Raw genomic sequence first — 21566 nt, 5'->3', positions numbered from 1 at the left:
GCCCCGGGCAATACTAAATCACCCGCAGGCCGTCCGCGTTCGCCTCGTCGCGCAGCAGCTCCAAGTGGTGGTAGGCGAGGGGCCGGCCGGCGGCGGTGCTGAGGCCGGGCAGCGGGGCCCGGGCCGCATCCAGGGTGAGCTGGGTGAGCTTGCGGGCCCCCAGGTAAATGGCCACGGGCCGGCCCAGGTGCGGGGCGCGGGCGGCCAGGGCCCGGTCAATTTCGGCCAAAACGGTGCTGCTCATGGCGGGCAAGGCGGAAGTGAAAAGCCCCGGCAAGGTAGGGCCCCGCCGGGCGAAAACCCGCGGGCCCCGGGGCCCCCGGTTGCGGGCGCGCTGCCTATGTTTGGGCCGAAAACATTTTCTACCCGCCCGCCATGACGCTGGAAGCTGCCTTTGCCGAAATTCAACAGTTCTGGCCCGGTGGCCTGCCCTTTGCCCCCGGCCGCGGCGGCGCGGCCGCCCGGCTGGCCGCTGCCTACCCCCAACCCCTGCCGCCCGACCTCGTGGCCTACCTCGACCGCGTGGCCCCCGCGCACGACGTGTACTTTGATACGGTCGGCAACCCGCTCACGCTCTACGGCTTGCCCCGGCTGGGGCCCCAGCAGCCCGGCTACAGCTGGAACCCCGTCACGCAGCAGCCCATCACCAACTGGAACCCCGCTTTTTTCCTGCTCGGGGATACCGGCGCCGACCCGGTGCTGCTGAACCTGGCGCAGCCCGCAGACGGCTACCAGCAGCTGCTGCACGGCGCCGGCAGCTGGGAGGCCGGCGCCACCCTGGCCGATACCGCGGGCCAGCTGCTACTGTGCGCCGCCGCCCGCCACCACGCCCTCACCGCCTTCGAGGACGACCCTTTTATCGATGATGCGCGCGGCTTCAACCTGGCCCCGCGGGCGGCGGCCTGGCTGTTTCCGCGCCTGCGCACCTGGGCCGGGCCGCACTACGCCGCCTGGGTGGAGGGGCTGGACAATGCCTGAGTTTATCCAGTAGAAAGCCCATCTTACCCCGCCAAAGCCCTTCCATCATGCCCATACTCACCATTCTCGATGAAACCGCCAGCGGCAGCATCATTGGCCGCCTGGAGCTGGAAATCAGCCAGGAAACCCTCACCGTGCGCGAGCTCATTGCCCGGCGTGTGCACGACGAAGTGGACGCCTACAACGCGCAGCAGGGCGGCACCTTCCGGGGCCTCATCCAGCCCACCGAGTCGGAGCGCGTGCTCAACGGCTACCAGCTGCGGCCCGCCAAGCGCATCGACGGCGAGCAACAGGTGTACCGGGCCCTCGAAGCATTTCAGCAAAACGGCTTTTTTGTGCTCGTGAACGACCGGCAGGCCGAAAGCCTGGACGAGGCCGTGTGGCTGGGTGAGGGCGCCACGGCCAGCTTCGTGAAGCTCACGCCGCTGGTGGGCGGCTGAGCTATGGGTTTGCTGCATCGATTCCTTGCCCTTTTTACCCGTCCCGCCGCTATGCCTGCTTCTGCCAAAAACTCTTTCCGGAAGGCCCTCTTAGAAGACCCAAGTGCCGAAGCTGTCGAAATGCGTTCTGTGCTGTCGGAATTGATTCCACAGCTGCTAGCCAAAAGATATGGTACTAAGCTCAATGAACTGCCAGCTTACCTGTCCATCCGGGCGCAGGATATGGCCTACCAAAGCCGCATGGTGCTGGGTTTGGCAGCAGCCCTCAACAACATAGTGCAGAACGATGATTACCAAATTCGCTGGGGCCTGGGCGAGGTGCTAACGGCCCTCATGCGCACCACGCTCAGCCTAACCGAGGCCGATTATCTGCGGCTGTTTGCCAGCTACGGGCTCGATTTCAGCCAGCCCGGTGAGGTGTCGCTGCACGTCTACCCATTTCCAGTGCTGCTGACCCTAGGGCAGGTAGCCAAGCTGGCCAAGCGCGCGCCGTTGGGCGAGCCGATGCTGGCATTTTTGCGGCAGCTGCGCGACCGCAGCGCGGGGCAGGCCGGCGACCTGCTCAAAATTCACCTCAAAACCCAGGAAATGCTGGGCCAGGCCGCCGATGGCGACAACGCGCTGCCCACCGTAGTCTTTGCTGATGGCGACCCGCTGGGGCAGGCCCTAAAGCAGTTTGTGGCCGGCCTCGACCGCGCCGCACCCCGCACCGCCGCCTGGCTGGGCCTGCTGCAACAGTGGCAGAAGGCCACCGCCGGCCAGCCCACCGCCAAGCTGCGCAAGGAACTGGATGCCGCCACGGCTGCCACCGGCCCCGAGGCGGTACGTGAGCAGGGGCGCGCCTGGCTCCAGCTGCTGGCCGATACGCCGGTGACCGAGCAGCAGCACGTAACTACCTACGACAGCGGCCGGGAATACCATTATTCCTCCTGGGACTTCCTGACGGAGCCGAACCTAACCGTGGCCAAGGGCCTCGTCTGGACGATGCAGCCGCTGGCCGACGCGGCAGTGCTGGCCCAGCTCACGGCGCTGGTGGCCAAGTGCTTCCGCAAGATTCCGGGCAAGGGGCCCCTGGCGGCCGGGCTGGGCAACGCCGGCTTGCTGGCCCTCTCGCAAAACGGCCTGCCCGGCGTGGCGGCGTTGGCCCGGGTGCGCGGCAAAATCCGCCAGAGCAACACCCAGGAGCTGATTGCCCGGCACATCGAGCGCGAATCGGCGAAGCTGGGCGTGAGCCCGGCCGAGATTGAGGACATGGCCGTGCCGGATTTTGGGCTCGAAAACGGGCGGCTGGTGGAGGAGTTGGGCGACTACACCGCCACGCTCACCCTCGCCCATGGCAAGGCGGAGCTGCACTGGCAGAAGACCGGCAAGCCCCTCAAAAGCGCCCCCGGGGCCCTCAAAGCCACCCACGCCGACGAGCTGAAGGAGCTGAAAGCCGCCCAAACTACCGCCCAGCAGACTTACACCGCCCAGCGCGACCGCCTTGACCGCAGCTTCGCGGAAGGCCGCCGCATTCCCTGGCCCTGGTTCGAGCAGTACTACCTGAATCATGGTTTGATGAGTCTGCTGGCCCGCCCGCTCATCTGGCGGCTGCACCAGCCCGACGGCACCAGCCACGACGCTGTTTTTTGGGAGGATACCTGGCAGGATGCGCAGGGCCAGCCCGTGCCCGCGCCCACCGCTGACGCGCTGCTCCAGCTGTGGCACCCCGTGCTGGCTCCGGCCGAGGAGGTGCTGGCCTGGCGCGCGCTGCTCGACGGCCGGGAGCTGCGCCAGCCCCTCAAGCAGGCCTACCGCGAGCTGTACCTGCTCACGCCGCCCGAGGAGCGCACCGCCACCTACTCCAACCGCATGGCTGCCCACGTGCTCAAGCAGCACCAGTTCAACAGCTTAGCCAAGCTGCGCGGCTGGCGCTACAGCCTGCTGGGGGCCTACGACAAGGGCTACGACACCGAAACGGCCAGCCTGGCCCTGCCCGCCCACGGCCTCACGGCCGAGTTTTGGGTGAGCGAGGTGTACGCCGACGGCGAGTGGAACGACACCGGCATCTACAACTACGTGAGCACCGACCAGGTACGCTTTGTGCGGGCCGACGAGCCGGTGCCGCTGCCCCAGGTGCCGCCGCTGGCGTTTTCGGAGGTGATGCGCGACGTGGACCTGTTTGTGGGCGTGGCCAGCGTGGGCAACGACCCGCAGTGGCGCGACAACGGCGGCCTGGCCCAGTACCGCAACTACTGGGAAAGCTACAGCTTCGGCGACTTAGGCGAGGTGGCCAAAAACCGCAAGCTGGCCCTGGAGCGCCTGGTGCCGCGCCTCAAAATCGGTAAGGTGAGCGAAATCAAGGGCAACTTCTTGGTGGTGAAGGGCCACCGCCACGTCTACAAAATCCACCTCGGCTCGGGCAACATCCTCATGGAGCCCAACGACCAGTACCTGTGCATCGTGCCCGACCGCTCGGCCAAAAAGCTGGGCGACCCCGACGTATTCCTGCCCTTCGAGGGCGACGCCGTACTCTCTATCATCCTTAGCAAAGCCCTGCTGCTGATGGAGGACGACAAGATTACCGACGAGACTATTCTGCGCCAGCTATAGCCTAAGTTACCCGTAATCTATTGCTTATGCTTCGTTTTCGCCTGTGGTACTGGCTATTAGGGCTAACGCTATTCGGTGGCTGCCGGCCCAACAACACGGCCCCGACGCCCATCACGGCTGCCAACTACCTCACCACCATCCCCGACCCCAAGGCGCTGGGCGAAGCCTACGTGAGTGACCCCGACGGGGTGCTGCCGCCCAGCGCCGCGCCCGCCCTCAACGCCCGCCTCGATAGCCTCGACCGCAGCGGCCGGGCGCACATCGACGTGGTGCTGGTGCGCAGCCTGGGCGAGGTGGTGCCCAAAACGGCTGCCACGGCGCTGTTCAACAAGTGGAAAATTGGCAGCAAGGCCACCAACAACGGCCTGCTTATGCTGCTGGTGCTCGACCAGCGCCGCGTAGAGTTTGAAACTGGCTACGGCCTGGAAGCCGACCTCCCCGATATTATTTGCTACCGCATTCAGCAGCGCTACATGCTGGAGCCCGCCCGCGCCGGCGACTACGACGGGGCCGTGCAAGCCGGCGTAGGGGCCCTAATACGGCACTTGCGCCCGCCCGCCCCGCTGCCCAAGCCGGTGCTGCGCACGTCGGCCGACTCCACCCAATTCTACATGGACAGCCTGAAACGGGCGGTGATGGCACGGAACGGGATGCTGGACGGCGAAGACCCCCTGAATACTGCCCAACCCGGCGAAGACCTGGGCGCCTACTACGCCACCCCTGAGCCGGGGCCCCCGGTAGGCACGCTGGTGGCGGCCGTGCTGGCCCTTTTTGTGTACTTGCGGCTATGGTACGGTACCACTCGGGGTGTGCGCGGGCGCGGCTGGCTGGTGTTGGTGCCCCTGGCGGTACTGGGGGCCCTAGTGGTGGCCACGCTGCAAGACGAATTAACTACGGGGGCATTTCTTGCTTTCCTCTACGGGCTGCCGCTGCTGTATTTACACGCTTATTTTGGGTGGCAGTACTGGCGGGCGCGGCGGCCGGTGGGGCCCCTAAATCGGCCCGAAGCATACCAGCAGCTGCAAGCGGCACACCAGGGGCTGGCCTTCACGGCCTACCTGTTTCCGGTGGTGCTGCTGCTGTATTGGCCCTGGTACCGGCGGCACGTGGCGGCCCTGCGCGATGCGCCCTTCGCCTGCCCCGAATGCGGCCAGCCCATGCAAAAGCTTGGCCCTACCGCCGAAAAAGACCACCTGGAGCCCGGCCAGCAGGCCGAAGAAAAAGCCAAGGCCATCGACTACGACGTGTGGCAGTGCGCCAATGGCCACCACCTCGCGCTCGCCTACGCCGACCCCGACAGCAGGATGCGCACGTGCCCTGCCTGCCACCGCCACACCCTAGCGCCTGGCCGACTGCGGGTCGAAAAGGCCGCCACTACCCAAGCCGAGGGTTGGGGCTGGCGGGTAGAAAAGTGCCGTTTCTGCCAGCACGAGGAGAAAACCCGTGAGGATATTCCGCAGCGGCCGAGCCCTGCCGCTAGCTCCTCAGGTAGCTCATCGTCGTGGGGTAGCAGTTCGGGTAGCAGTAGTAGTAGCAGTTCCAGCAGTAGCTCTAGTAGCAGCGGCGGGTCGTCGGGTGGGGGCGGGGCAGGCAGTAGCTGGTGATAGTTGGGGGCCTGGCTGCGGGCCGCGCCTTAACCAAAGCTTGTGCTGCAAGCGGTTGGCTTGGGCCGCGCACTTTTTCCGGCGACTATTCAGCAGATTATAAAAGGTGGGTGATGCCGAGGGGCTGTTTGGCAGCGGCTTGCTGCTGCACCCACGCTGGGCCCTAGGGCGCGTAGTCGTGGCCGCAGTTGAATACCTGGCAGGCAAACCCTAGCTACCACTATCGCCTCGGAGGCTGCTCAGCCGGCCCAGGTCGTCGAAAGTAGCGGTGAGCGTACCGGAGTCTACGGCCGCGCTTACCGTATCGGCGGTTTCGGTGGTTGAATAGCCTTTTTGGGTGAGGTAGTGGATAAAGGCCGGCCGGTGGCGCAGCTCAAACACGCTGATAACCTGCGGAAAGACAGTGGAAATGCGGGCAAAATCGATTTTGGGCACCTGGTCAATCTGCTCGCTTTTGATAGTTACCACCATCGTGCCCTGGCCGTAGTTGGCCAAGTAATAGGCGCTGGCCCCACACATGCCCGAGGCAATGGAGCCGATGACGTGCAAATCCTGCATAGTTGCATCAAAATCAGGCGCTGTGAGCATCTCAATACCGTGCTGCTCACCATATTCCCGCAATTGCTGCGCCTGGCCGAGCAGGCGAGGCGGCAGGTTGGATTGCGCATTGGCCCAGGCCCACAGCCAGGTTTCAGAGGCGTGTGAGAACGTGCCCAGCACTTGCACCGGAAACACTAGCCCCGGCCCAAAGGAGATGGTGCCCGCCGTCATGTCGGCGTTCCAGTCATTGTCGCCGATGACTTCGTGGAGGTCGGTTTGGCGGTCAAAGGCCAGGGCGGCGTAGCGCTCCAGCAGCTCTTGTTCGGTTTGGGCGGGGCTAGGGTCAGGCGTCATGGGCACGGCGGAAAAGGTTGAAACTATCGGCGCGGAAATCCTGCGAAAAACGCTGGCCGCCGCCCGCCAGGCTTTACCATTCAAACCCCGACAAGGTTGCTGCCCAGCCAACGTGGGCCAGCGGGCGAGCGTACTGGGTAGGAGAATTCGGCTATTCCCAGCGCTTATGCTCCTCGGTGTCTACTGGTACTACGGTTTCCCTGAGGGCCTCTACCATTTCGATTTCTTTGCGTACCGGCCCGGCATTGGGGGCTCTTCGGGTGGGCCGGCCGAGCTGACAGCTACCGTGCAGGCCCCCGACCCGGCGGCCCTGTTAGCCGCGGTGCGCGCCGTAGCCGCCTGCTACCCTGACGGGTACTTGGACGTCTACGCGCATGGTCCGTTGGTGCGGCTTGTGCTGGGCGACTGGGCACTGACGGACTATACCTTTTACTTGGCTGGCGAACTGGAAAAAGTGTTGCGCCAGCACCAAGCCACCTCCACTGCCGAGTCCCTACCCCCCGATACGCTGCGCCTGCACCGCGCCGCGCCGCAAGATCCCACACCGCCCTATAGCTACGGCGATGGCTCGCTGCAAGCAGTGGCCAGCCGCCCGCGCAAGCACCGGGCAGAAGTGGCGCTGCTGCGCCTCGACTGCCACCTGCCGCTGGCGCATCAGTCCGATTTTTTGACCGCACTGGGGGCCCTGTGCGAGCAGTTTGGCCTCGACGTGTTGTATTATTTCGACCATAAAATCCCACCCCAGACCAACCTGATGCTGTTCTTTGGCAACGGGCGGCAGGGCGTGGGCGGCCAGCCGCTGCGCTACACCGATACGGCCGCGCTCAAAACGGCCATATTGGCGAGCCTGGCCACCCACGAGGGCCAGTCCAAGCACCTAGGCGATTACCCCCGCCCACTACCCCCGGCGGGGCCCCCACGTGGTGCGGCTGGTCGATGCTGATTTTGTATTGTAAGGATTGCCGTTTTTCTCTTCTGAGTAAGCGTTTACCACCAGATTCATCCTTTCTCTTATCGCTCTTATTCAATAGCCCGATGACCTTGCCTCCTGATTTCGATGCGCAAACCTTTTGGGACGATGCCCCCTACGCCCAAAAATCCTACACCGAGCCCGCGCCCACCGACGAGCTGATTGCCCGCGTGGAGGCTGACCTCGGCTACCGCCTGCCCGCCTTCTACGTGGCCCTGATGCGGGTACGCAACGGCGGCGTGCCCGTCAATACCAGCTTCCCCACCACCGAGCCCACCAGCTGGGCCGATGACCACATTGCCATTACGGCTATTTGCGGCATTGGCTATGAGAAAAGTATTTCGCTGTGTGGCGACCAAGGCAGCCAGTTTATGCAGGAGGAATGGGGCTACCCGGCCATCGGCGTGGTAGTGGCCGACTGCCCCTCGGCCGGCCACGACCTGGTGATGCTCGACTACCGCGCCTGCGGCCCCCAGGGCGAGCCAGCCGTGGTCCACATCGACCAAGAAGACGACTACCGAATCACCCCGCTGGCCCCCAATTTTGAGGCCTTCGTGCGCGGGCTGCTGCCTGAGGCAGGGTCCGATGAAGCAAATGCTACTTATGATGATTTTACCGTTCTTTAAGTACTTGGGTCTGCTGGCCTTGGCCGGCCCGGCCCAGGCCCCCCGCGAGCCCGTGCCGCCGCTACCGGCCGCCATCCGCCGCCTGCTGCCGCCCGGCTACGCGGTGCTCGATGCGGCGCGGGGCGACCTCAACCGCGACACCACCCCCGACTGGCTGGTGGTGCTCAACCGGCCCAACGAGCAAAAGACCTCCGATGTGGTGGACCAACCCACCAAGCGGCCGCTGCTGGTGTTTGTGGGCGGCGCGGGCGGCACCTACACCCTGGCCGGCCGCACCGACAACGCCGTGTACTGCATCGACTGCGGCGGCATAATGGGCGACCCCTTCATGGGTCTGACCATCAAAAACGGCTACTTCACGGTGGAGCACTACGGCGGCAGCGCCCAGCGCTGGACGCGCTACGTCACCTTTAAATACGACCCGGCCGGCCGCACCTGGCTGCTGCACCGCGACGGCAGCGAGCGGTTCCACGCCCTCGACCCCGAGCACGGCACCACCACGGCCACCACCGCCAAAAACTTCGGCCGGGTGCCGCTGGCGAAGTTTGATATTTACAAAGAATAGTTCTGCCCGCCGCCGGCCACTAGCCTCTTCACCCCTCCACATGGCGATTGACTTCCAAGCCCTAAAAAGCCAGCTTACGCAGGCCACCCAAGCTGCTTTTACCGAGGTGCTGGCCCAGCACCGCGCGGAGGGCATCTACAGCTTTGCGCTCTACAGCGACGAGGGGGCGATGACGGTGTGCCCCGCCACCAACACGCTGGCGCACCTGGCCACCCAGCCGTTGGAAGACCAGCTTTGTGCGAAGTTTGAGCCGGCGGAGTGGCGTTACGAAAACGTGGGGGCTAGCGCGCAGTTCGACGCCATCTGCCGGCAGTTGGGCACGCAGGCCCTATACGAAGCGCTGGAGGAGGAGGCCTTCGAGCAGTTTCGCCAGCAGCTCTACACCACCTGCATCGATGTGTTGGCCGACTTGCAGCAGCAGGGGTTTTTCGACCAGGCAGCGGGCCGGGAAGTGTTTCTGCTCTTCCACGTGTCCGACAGCGACACCCCGGCGGAAGAGTTGGCGCAGCTCGTTCGCCGGCTCAACCCAAATGCTTACGGCGACGAGTACCTGGCTTGGCTGCGCACCTGGGAAGCATAAGTTTTTGACTACTCCACCGTCCCAAACTAAGCGCTTAACAGGCTATACTTACTACTCAAGCGTGCCTCATAAGTAGCTCTTTAATTTGGCTTTATGAAGAAATCGTCCCGTCTGGCAGTACTGCTGCTGCTGGCCAGCGCCGCCTGCCGCCCCGATGCCCCCGCCACCGAGCAGGCTGCTACCCCAGCGGCAGCCCCGGTGCCCGCGGCTCTGCCCAGCGTCGCCGCCAGCCCTGCCGCTCCCGGCCCCACCGATACCCTGCACCTGCCCGGCGAACGGGTGGCCCAGCTGCACCCCAGCACCGTCGCTGCCTTCAACCAGCTGCCGGCCAGCAGCTTGCCAGAGTTGGCAAACGAACCGGAGGCGGAACCCTTGCCCGCTTCCCAGGGTCAGGTGCGCCGCCAGGGCCTCGACTTGCTGTTGCAGCCCGCGCAGGGCAGCGCGGCCAAACTTGCCTCCACACCCGATGCGGAGTTTACCCTGCAAAACGCGAAGGGCGTGAAATATATGTACTGGGGCAGCTTGCCCGCCGCGCACCAGTGGGTGGTGCGGGCCTGGTACTGGGAATCGGTCGGCACGGTGCTGGTGGACCAGCGCACCGGCCGCTACGTGGAGCTCATGGGCGAACCCGTGGCCTCGCCCGATGGCCGCTTCGTGCTGCTCACCAGCCCCGGCCTGGGCGGCGGCGACCAAGCCAACCTGCTGACCTTGGTAGAAATAACGGCCGACGGCCCGCGCCTGCTGTGGGAGCGCGAGCCCACTACTTGGGAGCCGGTGGCCGCCCGCTGGGCCGCGCCCGGCCGCGTCCTCATCGAGCGCCGCCACACGCTGGCCGACGGCAGTATGGCCGATGACGCGCGCGTCACCTACGACGAGCTCACCGTATCGCGCTAACTGCCAGCCATATGCTCCGTACCCGCTGGCTGCTGGCCGCCGCCCTGCCCCTGCTAGGTTCCTGCCGGCCCGACTCGCCCCTGGAAGTACCGCCGCGCCTCAAGCCGCTGCTTGAAACGCTGGCGGCCGGCTACCGCCCCCTCAACCGGCAGGATACCTTGAGCAGCTTCTGGGCCCCCGATTCGCTGGTAGCCGATAGCACGTTTCAGTTCACGGATGCCTACCGCAGCCGGGTGCTGCTGCGGGTGCGATTTGTGCCGGCTTCGGCGGCCACGGCGGCCGGGCTCGACACGCTTCGATTTCGGGGCACCTACCTTGGGTTAGATAAATATACCCGCCCCGGCTACCATTGGAATTTCTTCCCGGGCCGCAACCCCGAGCCCACCGTGGCCTCCACCGCCGATGAGGTGCCCCTGCGTATGGCCCTGACCTACTCCTGGCGCCTGGCCCTGCTGGAACACCAAGCCTGGCCGGGCACGAGTGTGGTGCATGAGCGCAACAGCTACCTGATGGACTACCCCTTCGAGGCCGTGGCCACAGCCCGCGTTAGCGACTCGGTGGTACGTGCGCGCCTTTGGGCTGCTGGCCAGCCAGCCTCGGCCCGATACGCTCTTCACCTATTACCGCGGCGGGCCGCAGCGCAAGCGCATCCCGCTGGTGGCCGACCAGCCCGATACTACCCACCACGCCCTGCTGCGCCTGAGCTTCCGGGTGCTTAGCCATTCAGCTGATTAGCTGGCCGGTAGCCAGGGCGCGGGGTGGGGCGTATCAGTCGGGAAGGGCATCTTGCCACAGGTAGTAGGTGGCTCCGTAGCCCACCGCCAGCAACAATAGCGGCAGTCCCATTTCGTAGCCCAGCGCCAGCAGTCCCAGGCCCGCCGCCAGCGCGCCCCCGCTAGCCCAGAGCAGCCCCCGCGCCGCGCCGGTTTGGAAGAACTGTAGGCGGCGGCGCGTGCCTGATTTGCGGCGCCGGGCCAGCCGCTTGGCCAGCGCATCGAGCTGCACCATGTCGGTAGGGCGCGGGCCGGGGCGGTCGGCCAGGTGCAGCACCCGGCCATCGGCCAGCTCCAGGCGCAGGTGGAACTGCGCAAACCCCCGCCACCGCAGCAGCCGGAGCCAGTATGTGTAGGCCGTGATGCTGCTCAGCGCGATGGTTTCGGCGTGCTGGCCGGGCGTGGGGCCCAGCGGCTCCAAGTGCAGCGCTTCGCGGTCGAGGCGGAGCAGACGGGGGCGGTTGCCCCGCGCCAGCCGGTAGCCGGCCCCCAGCAGCAGTCCCAGCCCGATTAGTGCGCCCGCTATGTTGCGCCCCGGCGCGGGGTCGGCGATTAGCCTCAATGCATTGGATAATAATAGTATAGGGCCCAGCAGGAGTGCCATTGTCACCGACATGCCGGTGGGCTGCACCAGTACCAGGCTGAGTTGGGCCGGCCGGGCAGCAAGGTCGGTGGGCGAGTGGGTGGGCATGGGCGAAGAAGCAAAAGAAAAGCGCTGCGCTACTTGGGCTGCCGCGCGGCCACGCAAGATTGCCGGGTCACTAAAGGACCAGCAGCAGTCAGAGGGCCGATATTTTGCCGATTATCAACCTAATTTCAGGTTCAAGTTACTTCCCTATGACGCTTGCTTCTATATCGGCCGTAGTGTTGGGCCTGGCCGCCCTGGCCCCGCCCGCCTACCGCGCCTATCACAACGCCCGCTTCGGCTACCGCATCGACTACCCGGCCGACCTGCGCGCCCAGCCCGAAGCCGAAAATGGCGACGGCCGCCGCTTCGTGTCGGCCGATGGGCAGACGGTGCTTACGGCCTACGCCAGCTACAACGCCCTGGATGGTGGCCTGGCCGCTGACCGCCGCATAGCCCGGCAGAGCTGGCAGGAGAAGCACGCCACCCTCACCCTCGACCAGCTCACGCGCACCGGCTACGTGCTGTCGGGGCAGGTGAAGGGCACCATTTTTTACGAGAAAACGGTGCTTAAAAGTAACACGCTCACTACTTTTTTGTGGGAGTACCCGGCCGCCCGCAAGGCCGCCATGGATGCCGTGATTCAGCATACCATCCAGACCCTGCAACCCAGCGTGGTAGGCCAGAACTAAGGTTTGCAGGAGGGATAGGGCCCCGGCTGGCGGGACTAAAAATGCTCTTTTTCTTACCAAGGAGCGCAGCAACAATTGCTGCCCAGTCGCTATTCTATTTGGTAGAAATCTGTCCCTCAGGCTATTCCATGCGCTTGCGCTGGAAATCGTGCAGTACGCGGCCATCGTCGGCCAGCAGCAGGGCCCCGTGCACGTAGTCCAGCTCCGAGTCGGTGCGGTAGTGCAGGGCGAAGCCGTCGGGGGTACGCACGGCTTCCTGCACGTCGTAGCAACTGGCGGGGAGGCTCCAGAGCACGCGGCCGGTGGCGGGGTCGAGGCGCTGCACGAGGCGCGGGCTGCCGGGCTTGGCGGTGGGGGCCCCGTCGATGAGCAGCACATCGGGGGCTTGGTACAGGATGCGGGGCTCAAAGAAGCGGCGGCCGTTGGTGAGGTCGAGCGGCGGGGCCCCGGCGCGGTAGCGCAGCAGCTGGTAGGGCTGGTGGTTTAGGCCCGGCTCGTAGGGCTGCTCCAGGCTGAAATAGCGCGGGGGCTGCGCCGCCTTGGCCGCCTGCGAAAAGGCCTCCTCATCGGCGAATACCCGGCCCGTGGCGGGCAGGTAGTACAGCGTTTTGCCGTCGTTGGTGAGCACGCGCAGGGCCTCTTTATAGGGGTCAATGGTAAGCTCGGCCACGCCGCTGCTGGCGGGTGCGTAGTCGGCCAGCAGGGTATTGGTGACGTCCGCCAGCTGGTTGGCGCGGGTATCGACGCGGTACAAGTGCTCGTTGCCAAGCAGATACGTTTGGCCGTTGGGAAACGTGTGCCAGGTGTACCGGTGGTCGTCGGGGTGGCGGCCCAGGGGCTCCAGCACCTGCTCGCGGCGCAGCCGGCCAATGCGCGGGTCAAAAAAGTCGGCGTAAAGCGTGAGTGAGTCGGAGCCCCAGCGCGGGGCCTGGGTGCGCAGGGTCACGTACACGGGCTGCCGCGCGGCATCGGCGTACACGTAGTGGGTGAGGTAGAAAATGGGTTTCGCAACCACCATAGCCGCCCCTCCTGACTGTCGCGGCTGGGCAATAAGCAGTACCAGCCACACCACGACCCCCACGCCCACGAGCGCGCACAGCCCAATGGCCACCCGCTGGCCCCACGACAGGGGCGGCCGGACCACCGGCGCGGGCGTGGCGTACTGGTGGCGCACGGTCACGGTCACATCGTCGGTATCGAAGTAGTACTCAGTCTGGCAGGCGTCGCAGCGAAACCGGTCGGGGCCGAGCGGGGTCTTGGCCGGGCTGCCACACTGCGGGCATAAAATGGGGCGAATGGTTTTGGCCATAGCTTGGCAATGCGCAGAACGGGGCGGCTGCGTGATGGGTAAAAGTAGCCAGCGGCGCAGCGACTCGCCGCCCAAATGCCTGCGCCAGAGTTGCCACCAAGGTTAGGGGCCCACTTGGGCGAAAGGCACGGAGGAGGTCGTGCCGGAGCCAGTGCGTGCCATCCTGCAACGGTGGGCGCGGCGGTGGCGAAGCAGGCTTACTATTCCCTAAAGAGCCCGGACACCTTGCCGGGGCTTGTCGTTATACATCTATATCCTCCCACTGGGTGTCCATCCACCGGTTATCGGCCTTTGGCTTGCGCCGCCAGTGCCTGGCCCGGCGCAGCGCCTGCACCCGGTGCCACACCTCGCGTAGCCCCAGCACCGTGTGCGCCAGCAGTAGCAGCACTACGATGGGGCTACCGATAGCCACCGCCCACATCAGGGGGTAGGCGAGCGACGAATAGCCGAGGTGGTAAGCCAGTAGCACGCCGCCCAGCAGCAGCAACCACACCATAAGCAGGCGACGAATGAGGCGCTCCATTCCACAAAGTACGCTGCCAAGGGGTGAGCCGAGTCTGCTACGTGCCCCTGTTACGGGGCCGCCGGCGTACCGCTAAGGTGCCGTTTATTGAGGGGGAGGCGATTGAAGTAGCGGGTATAACTTGCCCGCAGTTTCGGTGGCGGGGCTGCCTCTGCTTGGGTACCCACCGGCCGCCGGCGCTTGCGCTCAACAGCCACCAATATGCTACGCTAGTATGCGCCTTTTACGCTCCTGCTTCGCCGCTCGCTGGTGGTGCTGCGGCTGCCTGCTGGCCCTGCTGCTGGGGCCGCTGGCCGGCTCGGCCCAAGCGCCTCCGCCCGGCACCGACTATTACGCTACTCTCAAGCCGCACAACCTGAGCTACTTGTGGCACGTCGACCGGCTGGCGTTTTATGCTTCCAAGCAACTCGTTAGTTTCCCCGAGCCGCTGGGTTTTATTGGCCCCAACTACCAGCGCTTCTACCTGCACTATACCAGCGTGCGCCCCGATGCGGCCAACCCCTACGTGTACCGGGTAAGTGGTAAAACGCGGGTGAAGAACAATATATGCGCCTTCACGGGCACCATCACGGTAGTGAGAGCCCGGCTTTACAAGGTTCCCAGCGCCGAGTACCCCCCGCTGCGGGAAGGCGAGATTACCTGCCGCGTCGAACTGGCCGAAGACCGCCGCCAACCCGGCAGCGGCACCATTCGGGGCACCCTTACCACCCATTTCTACCTCGATAATCTCGATAAGCAAGAGAAGCCCCGCTACAATACCCTCAGTGCCCAGGCCGACAGCTGGGCCAATAACCAGTGCGTGGCCACTTGGACCAGTTACGCCACCGGCCAGCGCAAAGCCTGCCACTGGGGCGATTTCCGCATTCCGCAGGCCGGCCCCCTGGACATCGGAGCGGGTGAGTTCTCGGTGAGTGATAAGTACTTGCGCAACGGCTGGCAAACTTACATGGCCGCGCTGGACGGCCAGCCCACCGCCCCCAAAAACCGTCAGTCCCGGATCGAGGAAAAACGCCCGTGGTGGCAATAAGTGTATGACCAAATTGCCTTCCCTGCAACGCGTAGCGGCCCAGGCCGGGCGGGTAGCCCGGCGCTTCCCGCTCACGCTGCTGTGCGCAGCGGTGGTGTGCGTGGCTGGCTGCCAGGCCATTGCCTATTCTAACCTGGAGGGCGAGCAGCCCGTTTGGGTGTTTCCGCTGCTGTCGGCGGGGGCCCTGGGGGTACCGCTCACGCTGGCCCTGGCGCTGGCCGCCGCGCGCTACCGCTGGCCGGCCGCCGGGCGCTGGGCCGCGCTGGCGGGGGCCCTGGCGCTGCTGGCGGGCTGGGCGGTGCTGGCCCCGGCGCTGCCGGGCCTCGTGTGGGGCCTGCGGTTGGCGGTGCTGCTGTTGGGCCTGCACCTGGCCGTGGCCGCCGCGCCCTACCTAGGAGAGCTGCGCCGGGGGGCCGACACGCCCGGCTTCTGGCGCTACAACGAGGCGCTGCTGCGGCGGCTGCTCACGGGCGGGCTCTACGCGGGGGTGCTGTGGGCGGGCGGCGCGGTGGCGCTGGTGGCCGTGCGCGAGCTGTTCGGCTTTTATTTCAGCCCCGACCTGTTCGGCTACCTATTTGTGGGGCTGGCCACGATCTTCAATACCTGGTTTTTCCTGGCGGGCGTGCCCGAAGATTTTGCCGCTCTGGAGCAGGACGCGCCCTACCCCAGGGGCCTGAAGGTGTTCACGCAATTTGTGCTGCTGCCGCTGGTGGCGCTCTACGTGGGCATTCTCTACGCCTACCTGGGGCGCATTTTGCTGACTTGGACGCTGCCCCAGGGCTGGGTGGCGGCGCTGATACTGGCGCTGATACTGGCGCTGGCGGTGGCCGGCATCCTGGCGCTGCTGCTCATTCACCCGCTGCGCAACAGCCCAGAAAACACCTGGATTCGCACCTTCGCGCGCTGGTTTTACCGGGCGCTGTTTCCGCTGCTGGGGCTGCTGGCGGTGGCCATCGGCACGCGCATCCGGGCCTATGGCCTCACCGAGGAGCGCTACTTTGTGCTGTTGCTGGCGGCGTGGCTGCTGGGCATGGCCGCCTACTTTTTGTGGCGCCGGGGCCAGGGCATCATCTGGGTGCCGGTGACGCTGGCGGGGTTGGCCTTCGGGTCGGCGGCCGGTCCCTGGGGGGCCTTTGCGGTGGCCGAGCGCAGCCAGCTCGCCCAGCTGCGCGCCCTCACCAGCCGCTACCAGCTGCTGCAAAAAGGCCGCCTCGACGGGGCCGCCCGGCGGGTGCCCAGCCTGCCGCGCCCGGTGCGCGGGCGGCTCTCGTCGCTGTTCGATTTCTTCAGCCGGTGCGATGCCCTGGCCCGCTTGCAGCTGCAGTTTGCGGGGCCCCTGCACCTGCCCGATTCGCTGCGCCACCGCGATGCCTACGAGCAGCAGGAGTGGCGGCAAGACCGGCCGTTTGCGCTCAGCGGCTTCGAGCACTACGAGCCCTACCAGCTGCAAAACGCTCTCAACGAAGGCCCCGAGAATAATTCCATCAATTTCTACGTCCGCGACCCGGCCAAGTACGTGGCCCTGGGCCAGGGCCGCTACTGGCTGAAGGACGTCGGCTCCTCGGCCTTCAGTTTCGACAGCGCCACCAGCCGCGGCGATGCGGGCCTGGTACTGCCCCTGCCCGAAGGCACCTTCCGCCTACTCACCAACTTCGCGGGCGACAGCCTGCAACTCCAGCAACGGCAACAGCAACAGGGGCCGCCGGGTCGCTGGCACACTCAGCTCCGCCTGGCGCTACGGGCCCCCACCGATTCGCTGGTGCGCCGCTACGGCCGCACCAACGCCGCCGCTTCCATCGACCTGCCGGCCCCAGTGGAGCTACGGGCCGGCAACGCCCACATGCGGCTGCGCCTGTTCATCACGACCCTCAACCGGGAGCAGGATGGCGGGGAAGTGCGGTATTATTATTCGGCCGAAGGGCTGCTGGAAATTACGCCGTAGGGGGATGGGGGGTGAGAACGATACCAAACTGCCCACGTACCACCTCGACTATGCCGCCCAAACTTATATTGCTAACCATTATACTGTTAACGGCCTGCCGCCCCGCGCCGCCACTGTGCCTGGTGGTGCGCGAGCGCGACGATGCCTGCGCCTACGTGGCGGCCCCCGGCGACACGGTGATTCCCTTCGGACGCTACTCCACGGCGGCTACCAAGCGCTTCGACCGGTTGGCGCTGGTGCTGAAGCCGGGCGTGGGCTGGGTGGGCATCAACCGGCAGGAGCAGGTGCTGTTCCGGGCCTACCTCTTCGACAACGGCCCCGACTACCCCGCCGAGGGCCTCATGCGCATTGTGAGTGCCACCGGCCTCATCGGCTACGCCGACACCGCCACCGGGCGCGTGGTGCTGCCCCCGCGCTACGAGGCCGCCTTCCCCTTCGACAGCGGCCGGGCGCAGGTGGGGAGCCGCTGCCGCTCCGAAACCGACGGCGAACATTCGTGGTGGCGCTGCGCCGAATGGCATTATATTGACCACGAGGGCCGGCCCGTGCCGCCGGCCTTGCCCTAAAAATCCTGCCCTTCTTATGCCGCGTTTTTTTTGTTTTTTGGCGCTCCTGCCGCTCAGTTTTAGTGCCCAGGCCCAACTGCGGGTGAGCCCCCTGGCCCCGGCTGCCGTGCCCGTTGCCCTGCGGCACAGCGGCCGGGTGGTGCAGGCCCTGCGCTACACCGACCGCACCGGCACCTACACCGTGCTGGCCACCCAGAGCGGCCCGGCGGCCGACCCGGCGGCCCAAAGCAGCGATGGCCAGCGTGCCGACCTCTACGCCTACCAGTACTCCGCCGCTGGCCCGGCCCCCACCTGGCAATTGCATGATTTTGAGGCCGATTGCCCCCTCGATATCCAAGCCAGCTTCCGCCCCAGGGGCCTCACCGTGACCGACCTCGACCACAACGGCACCGCCGAGGTGTGGCTGGTGTACCGCACCACCTGCCGGGGCGACGTCAGCCCAAGCACCCAGAAAATCATCATGTATGAGGGCCCCCACAAGTACGCGGTGCGCGGCACCACTCGCATCGCCAGCGGCAGCGGCCCGCCCGATGGGGGCACCTATACCCTCGACGCGGCCTTGCGGGCGGCCCCGGTAGCTTTTCGCCAGCACGCGGCCCAGCTTTGGCAGCAGCACCGCGACGAGTAGCCCCACCGCGCCGCGCCGCCCAGGGCCCCCGCCGATACCGGAGGGCGACTCGCCAGGGGATGACAAGAGGTCGGCCGACATTCGAGTCCTTCCATCACGCCCTGCGCTTACTTCTTGCTAGTGAAGTCCATGCGCTGAATCCGCACCGCGTTCAGGATGGCTAGTAGGGCCACGCCTACGTCGGCAAAGACGGCTTCCCACATGGTAGCTAGGCCGCCGGCGCCGAGGGCGAGCACCACGGCTTTCACGGCGAAGGCCAGCCAGATATTCTGCCACACCACCGCGTGGGTGGCCACGGCGATGCGGCGGGCGGTGGCGATTTTGCTGGGGTGGTCGGTTTGGATGACCACGTCGGCCGTTTCGATGGTGGCGTCGGAGCCGAGGCCGCCCATGGCGATGCCCACGTCGGCCAGGGCCACCACGGGGGCGTCGTTCACGCCGTCGCCCACGAAGGCCAAGCGGTGGCCGGCGGCCTTCAGGCGCTCGACGTGGGCGGCCTTGTCTTCGGGCAGCAGCCCGCCGTAGGCCTCGCTGATGGTCAGCTCCTTGGCTACGCGCTGCACAATGGTATCCTTGTCGCCCGAGAGCATAACGATGCCCGTGATGCCCTGCGCCCGCAGCTCGCGCACGGCCTGGGCTGCGTCGGGCTTCAGCTCGTCGGCCACGGTGAGGTAGCCGGCGTACTGCCCGCCCACGGCCACTACCACGATGCTATCGGCCACCTGGTCGATTTCGGGGGGATAAGCCACGCCGAACTTGCGCAGCAGCTTGGCGTTGCCAGCCAGCACGTCCTGGCCATCCACGCGGCCGCGCAGGCCGTGGCCGGCTATTTCGGCCACGTCGGCCACGGCCAGGGGCGGGCTGGCGGGCGGGGCGTAGGCCACCAGCGCCTGGGCAATGGGATGGGTCGATTTGGCCTCCAGGGCCGCGGCCAAGGCCGTGAATCGGGCGGGGTCTTGGGCTGCCCCGGTAGGGCCGGGGGCGGCCACCACCTGCTGCACCGCAAACACGCCCTTGGTGAGGGTGCCGGTTTTGTCCATTACCACGGTATCAATCTCGCGCAGCACGTCCAGAAAATTGGAGCCTTTGAAGAGAATACCCGCCTTGGAAGCCGCTCCGATGCCGCCGAAGTAGCCCAACGGAATGCTGATTACCAGCGCACAAGGGCAGGAAATAACCAGGAATACCAGCGCCCGGTACAGCCAGTCGCGGAACACGTAGTCGTGCACAAAAAAGTAGGGCAGCAGCGTGAGCAGCACGGCCAGCCCCACCACGATTGGCGTGTACACGCGGGCAAACTTGGTGATGAACTGCTGGGTTTTGGCCTTGCGGCCCACCGCATCCTGCACCATGGCCAGTATTTTGCTCAGCTTGGTGTCCTGGAACGCGGCCGTGACGACAATTTCGCTCAGCGTGTCCTGGTTGATCATGCCGGCCAGCACGGTGGCGCCCTGCTGCAGGGTCTGGGGCACCGACTCGCCGGTGAGGGCGGCCGTGTTGAAGGTGCCGCGCGCCGATTGCAGGGTGCCGTCGAGGGCCACCTTTTCGCCGGGGCGCACCTCAATCACGTCGCCCACCACCACGGCCCGGGGGTCGAGCACCAGGCGCTGGCCGTCGCGCAGCACGCCCACCTCAGTGGCCTGGATTTCAAGCAGTGCCTTGATGCTGCGCTTGGCCCGGTTCACGGCCGCGTCCTGAAACAGCTCGCCCACGGTGTAAAACAGCATTACGGCCACGCCCTCAGCGTATTCGCCCAGCGCAAAGGCCCCGATGGTGGCAATGCCCATCAGCAAAAACTCGTTGAAAACGTTGCCGCTGGGAATGCTCTGAACGGCCGCCCGCAGCACATTCCAGCCCACCAGCAGGTAGGCCACGCCGTACCAAAGGGGGCGCACGAAGCCCGCAAAAAAGCCCACCTTGTAGTAGTCCAGGGCCAGGCCGGCCAGCATCAGCACCAGGCTGATGGCGGGGGCCAGGTAGGGGTTGTCGCCGGCCGGGCCGTGGTCGTGGCCGTCGTGGTCATGGCCGTCGTGGCCGTGGTCGTGGCTGGCGTGGTCGTGGCCGGCATCGGCGTGGTCGTGGCCGGGCACGTCGTGGCCCTGGGGCGCGGCGGCGGCCTGGGGCGTGAGCTGGGCGCGGGTGAGGGCCCCCACGTTTTCGGGCTGCGCCTGCTTGGCGGTGTTCAGCTCTTCGCGGAGGTCGTTGGAAGAAGGATCGGGCATGAAAACCAGGAAATAAAGTCGGTAGCGGAAAGGCGGCAGGGGCCCCGGCAACTCGGCCAAGGCGCGGCGCAACAGGGATACGGCAACGGCCCGCCCAAAGGTGTGCGGGCCGGCGCGGCGGCGGCGGTTTTTCACGGCGGCGTCCTACTACTCCCTCCGCGCCGAAACCAGCCCTGTGCATTTCTTTGCCACGCCAATGCCAACGCCCGCAACCGGCAGCGCCCCAAACTCTTCTTCGCATGAAAACATACCTGAGCCCCGCGCTGCTGCTGCTGCTCGCCAGCTGCCATTCCGACCCGCCCGCTGGCACCACGGCCCCGCCGCCGGCCGCCAGTGCCGCTGCCACTGGGGCCCCCGCAACCCCCGCCGGGGCCCCCGCCGATACGCTGGCCGTGGCCGATTCAGTGGGCCACCAGCTAGCCATTCTGCAACTGCGCCCCAGCACTCAGGCCGATTTTGCCAAGCTGCCCGCTGGCCCGCTGCCCGCCCGGCCCAGCGACGATGAGCGGCCCGCAAGCCTCTCGCACGTGCCCGATGCCCCGCTGCCTACCGACGGCCGCGTGCAGCGCCGGGGCGAGCTGCTCGTCCTGCGCCCCGCCCAGGGCCCGGCCGTGACGCTGAAGCCCGAGCCCGCCGCTGAGGATGGCCCCGAGGGTAAAGAAATCGGCTACTACTATTGGGGCAGCCTGCCGCAGGTGCACCAGTGGGTGGTTGACGTAGCCACCGACGAGGGCCCCGCCGTGCTGCTCGTGGACCAGCGCACCGGCCGCCGCACCCACCTGCTGGGCGCACCCAGCGCCTCGCCCGATGGCCGCTACCTGCTCAGCGTGTGCGAGGACGTGACCAGCGGCGGCACCCCCACCGATATCAGCCTGTACCGCTGCGGCAGCGGTGCCCCGCAGCTCATCTGGTCGCGCGACCCGCAGCGCTGGGGCCCCCGCGCCGCCCGCTGGCGCGATGCCCGCCACGTGGTGCTGCTGCAAGCCCACCCCGACGCCGACCCCCAGGCCGACGTGGCCACCGCAGCCACCCGCGTGCCCCTTACCTACGCCGAGCTGGAGCTCCCCGCCCAACCGTAGCCCGGCGGCAACCGCCTTCTTTAGCCCTTTCACTCCC

Annotated in this window: 22 protein-coding genes; 16 read left to right on the top strand and 6 right to left on the bottom strand. The window is 66.4% G+C overall.

Annotated elements, in window-relative coordinates:
• Positions 1-13: 13 nt before the first annotated feature.
• Complete coding sequence (locus EAH73_RS09125) at positions 14-244, bottom strand: hypothetical protein (RefSeq protein ID WP_140466182.1); 231 nt, start codon at positions 242-244, stop codon at positions 14-16.
• 131 nt (positions 245-375) lie between these two features.
• Between EAH73_RS09125 and EAH73_RS09120 the strand changes: the two genes are divergently transcribed.
• The 4 genes from EAH73_RS09120 (at position 376) to EAH73_RS23380 (ending at position 5614) form a co-directional block, all read left to right on the top strand.
• A complete protein-coding gene (locus EAH73_RS09120; RefSeq protein ID WP_140466181.1) occupies positions 376-978 on the top strand; it encodes a hypothetical protein in 603 nt (200 codons plus the stop codon).
• Positions 979-1025: 47 nt separating this feature from the next.
• Positions 1026-1418, top strand: a complete 393-nt coding sequence (locus tag EAH73_RS09115; protein ID WP_140466180.1) for a hypothetical protein — start codon at positions 1026-1028, stop codon at positions 1416-1418.
• 120 nt (positions 1419-1538) lie between these two features.
• A complete protein-coding gene (locus tag EAH73_RS09110; protein ID WP_161599491.1) occupies positions 1539-4010 on the top strand; it encodes a DUF4132 domain-containing protein in 2472 nt (823 codons plus the stop codon).
• A 26-nt stretch (positions 4011-4036) separates the two neighbouring features.
• Positions 4037-5614, top strand: coding sequence for a TPM domain-containing protein (locus EAH73_RS23380; RefSeq protein ID WP_140466178.1), 1578 nt, complete (start codon positions 4037-4039; stop codon positions 5612-5614).
• 210 nt (positions 5615-5824) lie between these two features.
• On the opposite strand, the gene EAH73_RS09100 is transcribed toward EAH73_RS23380, so the two are convergent.
• Positions 5825-6508, bottom strand: a complete 684-nt coding sequence (locus EAH73_RS09100; protein WP_140466177.1) for a DUF6882 domain-containing protein — start codon at positions 6506-6508, stop codon at positions 5825-5827.
• A gap of 166 nt (positions 6509-6674) precedes the next feature.
• Between EAH73_RS09100 and EAH73_RS09095 the strand changes: the two genes are divergently transcribed.
• The 6 genes from EAH73_RS09095 to EAH73_RS09070 all read left to right on the top strand — a co-directional run bounded on the left by EAH73_RS09095 (position 6675) and on the right by EAH73_RS09070 (position 10862).
• Positions 6675-7451: a hypothetical protein gene (locus tag EAH73_RS09095; protein ID WP_140466176.1), complete on the top strand. Its 777-nt coding sequence runs from the start codon at positions 6675-6677 to the stop codon at positions 7449-7451.
• A 92-nt stretch (positions 7452-7543) separates the two neighbouring features.
• Positions 7544-8104 carry an SMI1/KNR4 family protein gene (locus EAH73_RS09090; protein ID WP_205012984.1) on the top strand — a complete coding sequence of 187 codons (561 nt, stop codon included), beginning with the start codon at positions 7544-7546 and terminating at the stop codon, positions 8102-8104.
• Positions 8082-8669, top strand: a complete 588-nt coding sequence (locus tag EAH73_RS09085; RefSeq protein WP_140466174.1) for a hypothetical protein — start codon at positions 8082-8084, stop codon at positions 8667-8669. Before EAH73_RS09090 ends, EAH73_RS09085 begins: the two co-directional genes overlap by 23 nt.
• Positions 8670-8709: 40 nt before the next feature.
• On the top strand, positions 8710-9249 hold the full coding sequence (locus tag EAH73_RS09080; RefSeq protein ID WP_140466173.1) for a DUF4303 domain-containing protein: 540 nt from the start codon (positions 8710-8712) through the stop codon (positions 9247-9249).
• Positions 9250-9342: 93 nt separating this feature from the next.
• Complete coding sequence (locus EAH73_RS09075; RefSeq protein ID WP_140466172.1) at positions 9343-10143, top strand: hypothetical protein; 801 nt, start codon at positions 9343-9345, stop codon at positions 10141-10143.
• 11 nt (positions 10144-10154) lie between these two features.
• On the top strand, positions 10155-10862 hold the full coding sequence (locus tag EAH73_RS09070; protein ID WP_140466171.1) for a hypothetical protein: 708 nt from the start codon (positions 10155-10157) through the stop codon (positions 10860-10862).
• A gap of 49 nt (positions 10863-10911) precedes the next feature.
• Here EAH73_RS09070 and EAH73_RS09065 read toward each other — a convergent pair whose 3' ends face one another.
• Positions 10912-11607, bottom strand: coding sequence for a hypothetical protein (locus EAH73_RS09065; protein ID WP_140466170.1), 696 nt, complete (start codon positions 11605-11607; stop codon positions 10912-10914).
• Positions 11608-11753: 146 nt separating this feature from the next.
• On the opposite strand from EAH73_RS09065, the gene EAH73_RS09060 reads away from it, so the two are divergent.
• Positions 11754-12233 carry a hypothetical protein gene (locus EAH73_RS09060; protein WP_140466169.1) on the top strand — a complete coding sequence of 160 codons (480 nt, stop codon included), beginning with the start codon at positions 11754-11756 and terminating at the stop codon, positions 12231-12233.
• Between the two features lie 121 nt (positions 12234-12354).
• Here EAH73_RS09060 and EAH73_RS09055 read toward each other — a convergent pair whose 3' ends face one another.
• Together EAH73_RS09055 and EAH73_RS23030 are read right to left on the bottom strand one after the other, a co-directional pair.
• On the bottom strand, positions 12355-13542 hold the full coding sequence (locus EAH73_RS09055; protein ID WP_140466168.1) for a zinc ribbon domain-containing protein: 1188 nt from the start codon (positions 13540-13542) through the stop codon (positions 12355-12357).
• Between the two features lie 241 nt (positions 13543-13783).
• Positions 13784-14065: a hypothetical protein gene (locus EAH73_RS23030; RefSeq protein ID WP_161599490.1), complete on the bottom strand. Its 282-nt coding sequence runs from the start codon at positions 14063-14065 to the stop codon at positions 13784-13786.
• 214 nt (positions 14066-14279) lie between these two features.
• On the opposite strand from EAH73_RS23030, the gene EAH73_RS09045 reads away from it, so the two are divergent.
• From EAH73_RS09045 to EAH73_RS09030, 4 genes are read left to right on the top strand one after another with little or no spacing between them, the layout of a single operon-like run.
• Positions 14280-15092 (top strand): hypothetical protein, encoded by an 813-nt coding sequence (locus tag EAH73_RS09045; RefSeq protein ID WP_140466166.1) that lies wholly within the window; start codon positions 14280-14282, stop codon positions 15090-15092.
• Positions 15093-15096: 4 nt separating this feature from the next.
• The gene (locus EAH73_RS09040; RefSeq protein ID WP_140466165.1) at positions 15097-17034 is read left to right on the top strand and encodes a DUF4153 domain-containing protein; all 1938 of its coding nucleotides are present in this window, start codon (positions 15097-15099) and stop codon (positions 17032-17034) included.
• A gap of 50 nt (positions 17035-17084) precedes the next feature.
• Positions 17085-17600: a WG repeat-containing protein gene (locus EAH73_RS09035; protein ID WP_140466164.1), complete on the top strand. Its 516-nt coding sequence runs from the start codon at positions 17085-17087 to the stop codon at positions 17598-17600.
• A gap of 16 nt (positions 17601-17616) precedes the next feature.
• Positions 17617-18228 (top strand): M949_RS01915 family surface polysaccharide biosynthesis protein, encoded by a 612-nt coding sequence (locus EAH73_RS09030; protein ID WP_410503756.1) that lies wholly within the window; start codon positions 17617-17619, stop codon positions 18226-18228.
• Positions 18229-18335: 107 nt separating this feature from the next.
• On the opposite strand, the gene EAH73_RS09025 is transcribed toward EAH73_RS09030, so the two are convergent.
• Positions 18336-20450 (bottom strand): heavy metal translocating P-type ATPase, encoded by a 2115-nt coding sequence (locus EAH73_RS09025; RefSeq protein WP_140466162.1) that lies wholly within the window; start codon positions 20448-20450, stop codon positions 18336-18338.
• Between the two features lie 239 nt (positions 20451-20689).
• On the opposite strand from EAH73_RS09025, the gene EAH73_RS09020 reads away from it, so the two are divergent.
• On the top strand, positions 20690-21529 hold the full coding sequence (locus EAH73_RS09020; protein ID WP_140466161.1) for a hypothetical protein: 840 nt from the start codon (positions 20690-20692) through the stop codon (positions 21527-21529).
• Positions 21530-21566 lie beyond the last annotated feature (37 nt).

It is taken from the genome of Hymenobacter nivis, from assembly GCF_006439025.1.
Lineage (GTDB): Bacteria > Bacteroidota > Bacteroidia > Cytophagales > Hymenobacteraceae > Hymenobacter > Hymenobacter nivis_A.
Note: the sequence above shows the minus strand (reverse complement) of the source record. Positions and strands in the feature narration are given on the sequence as shown.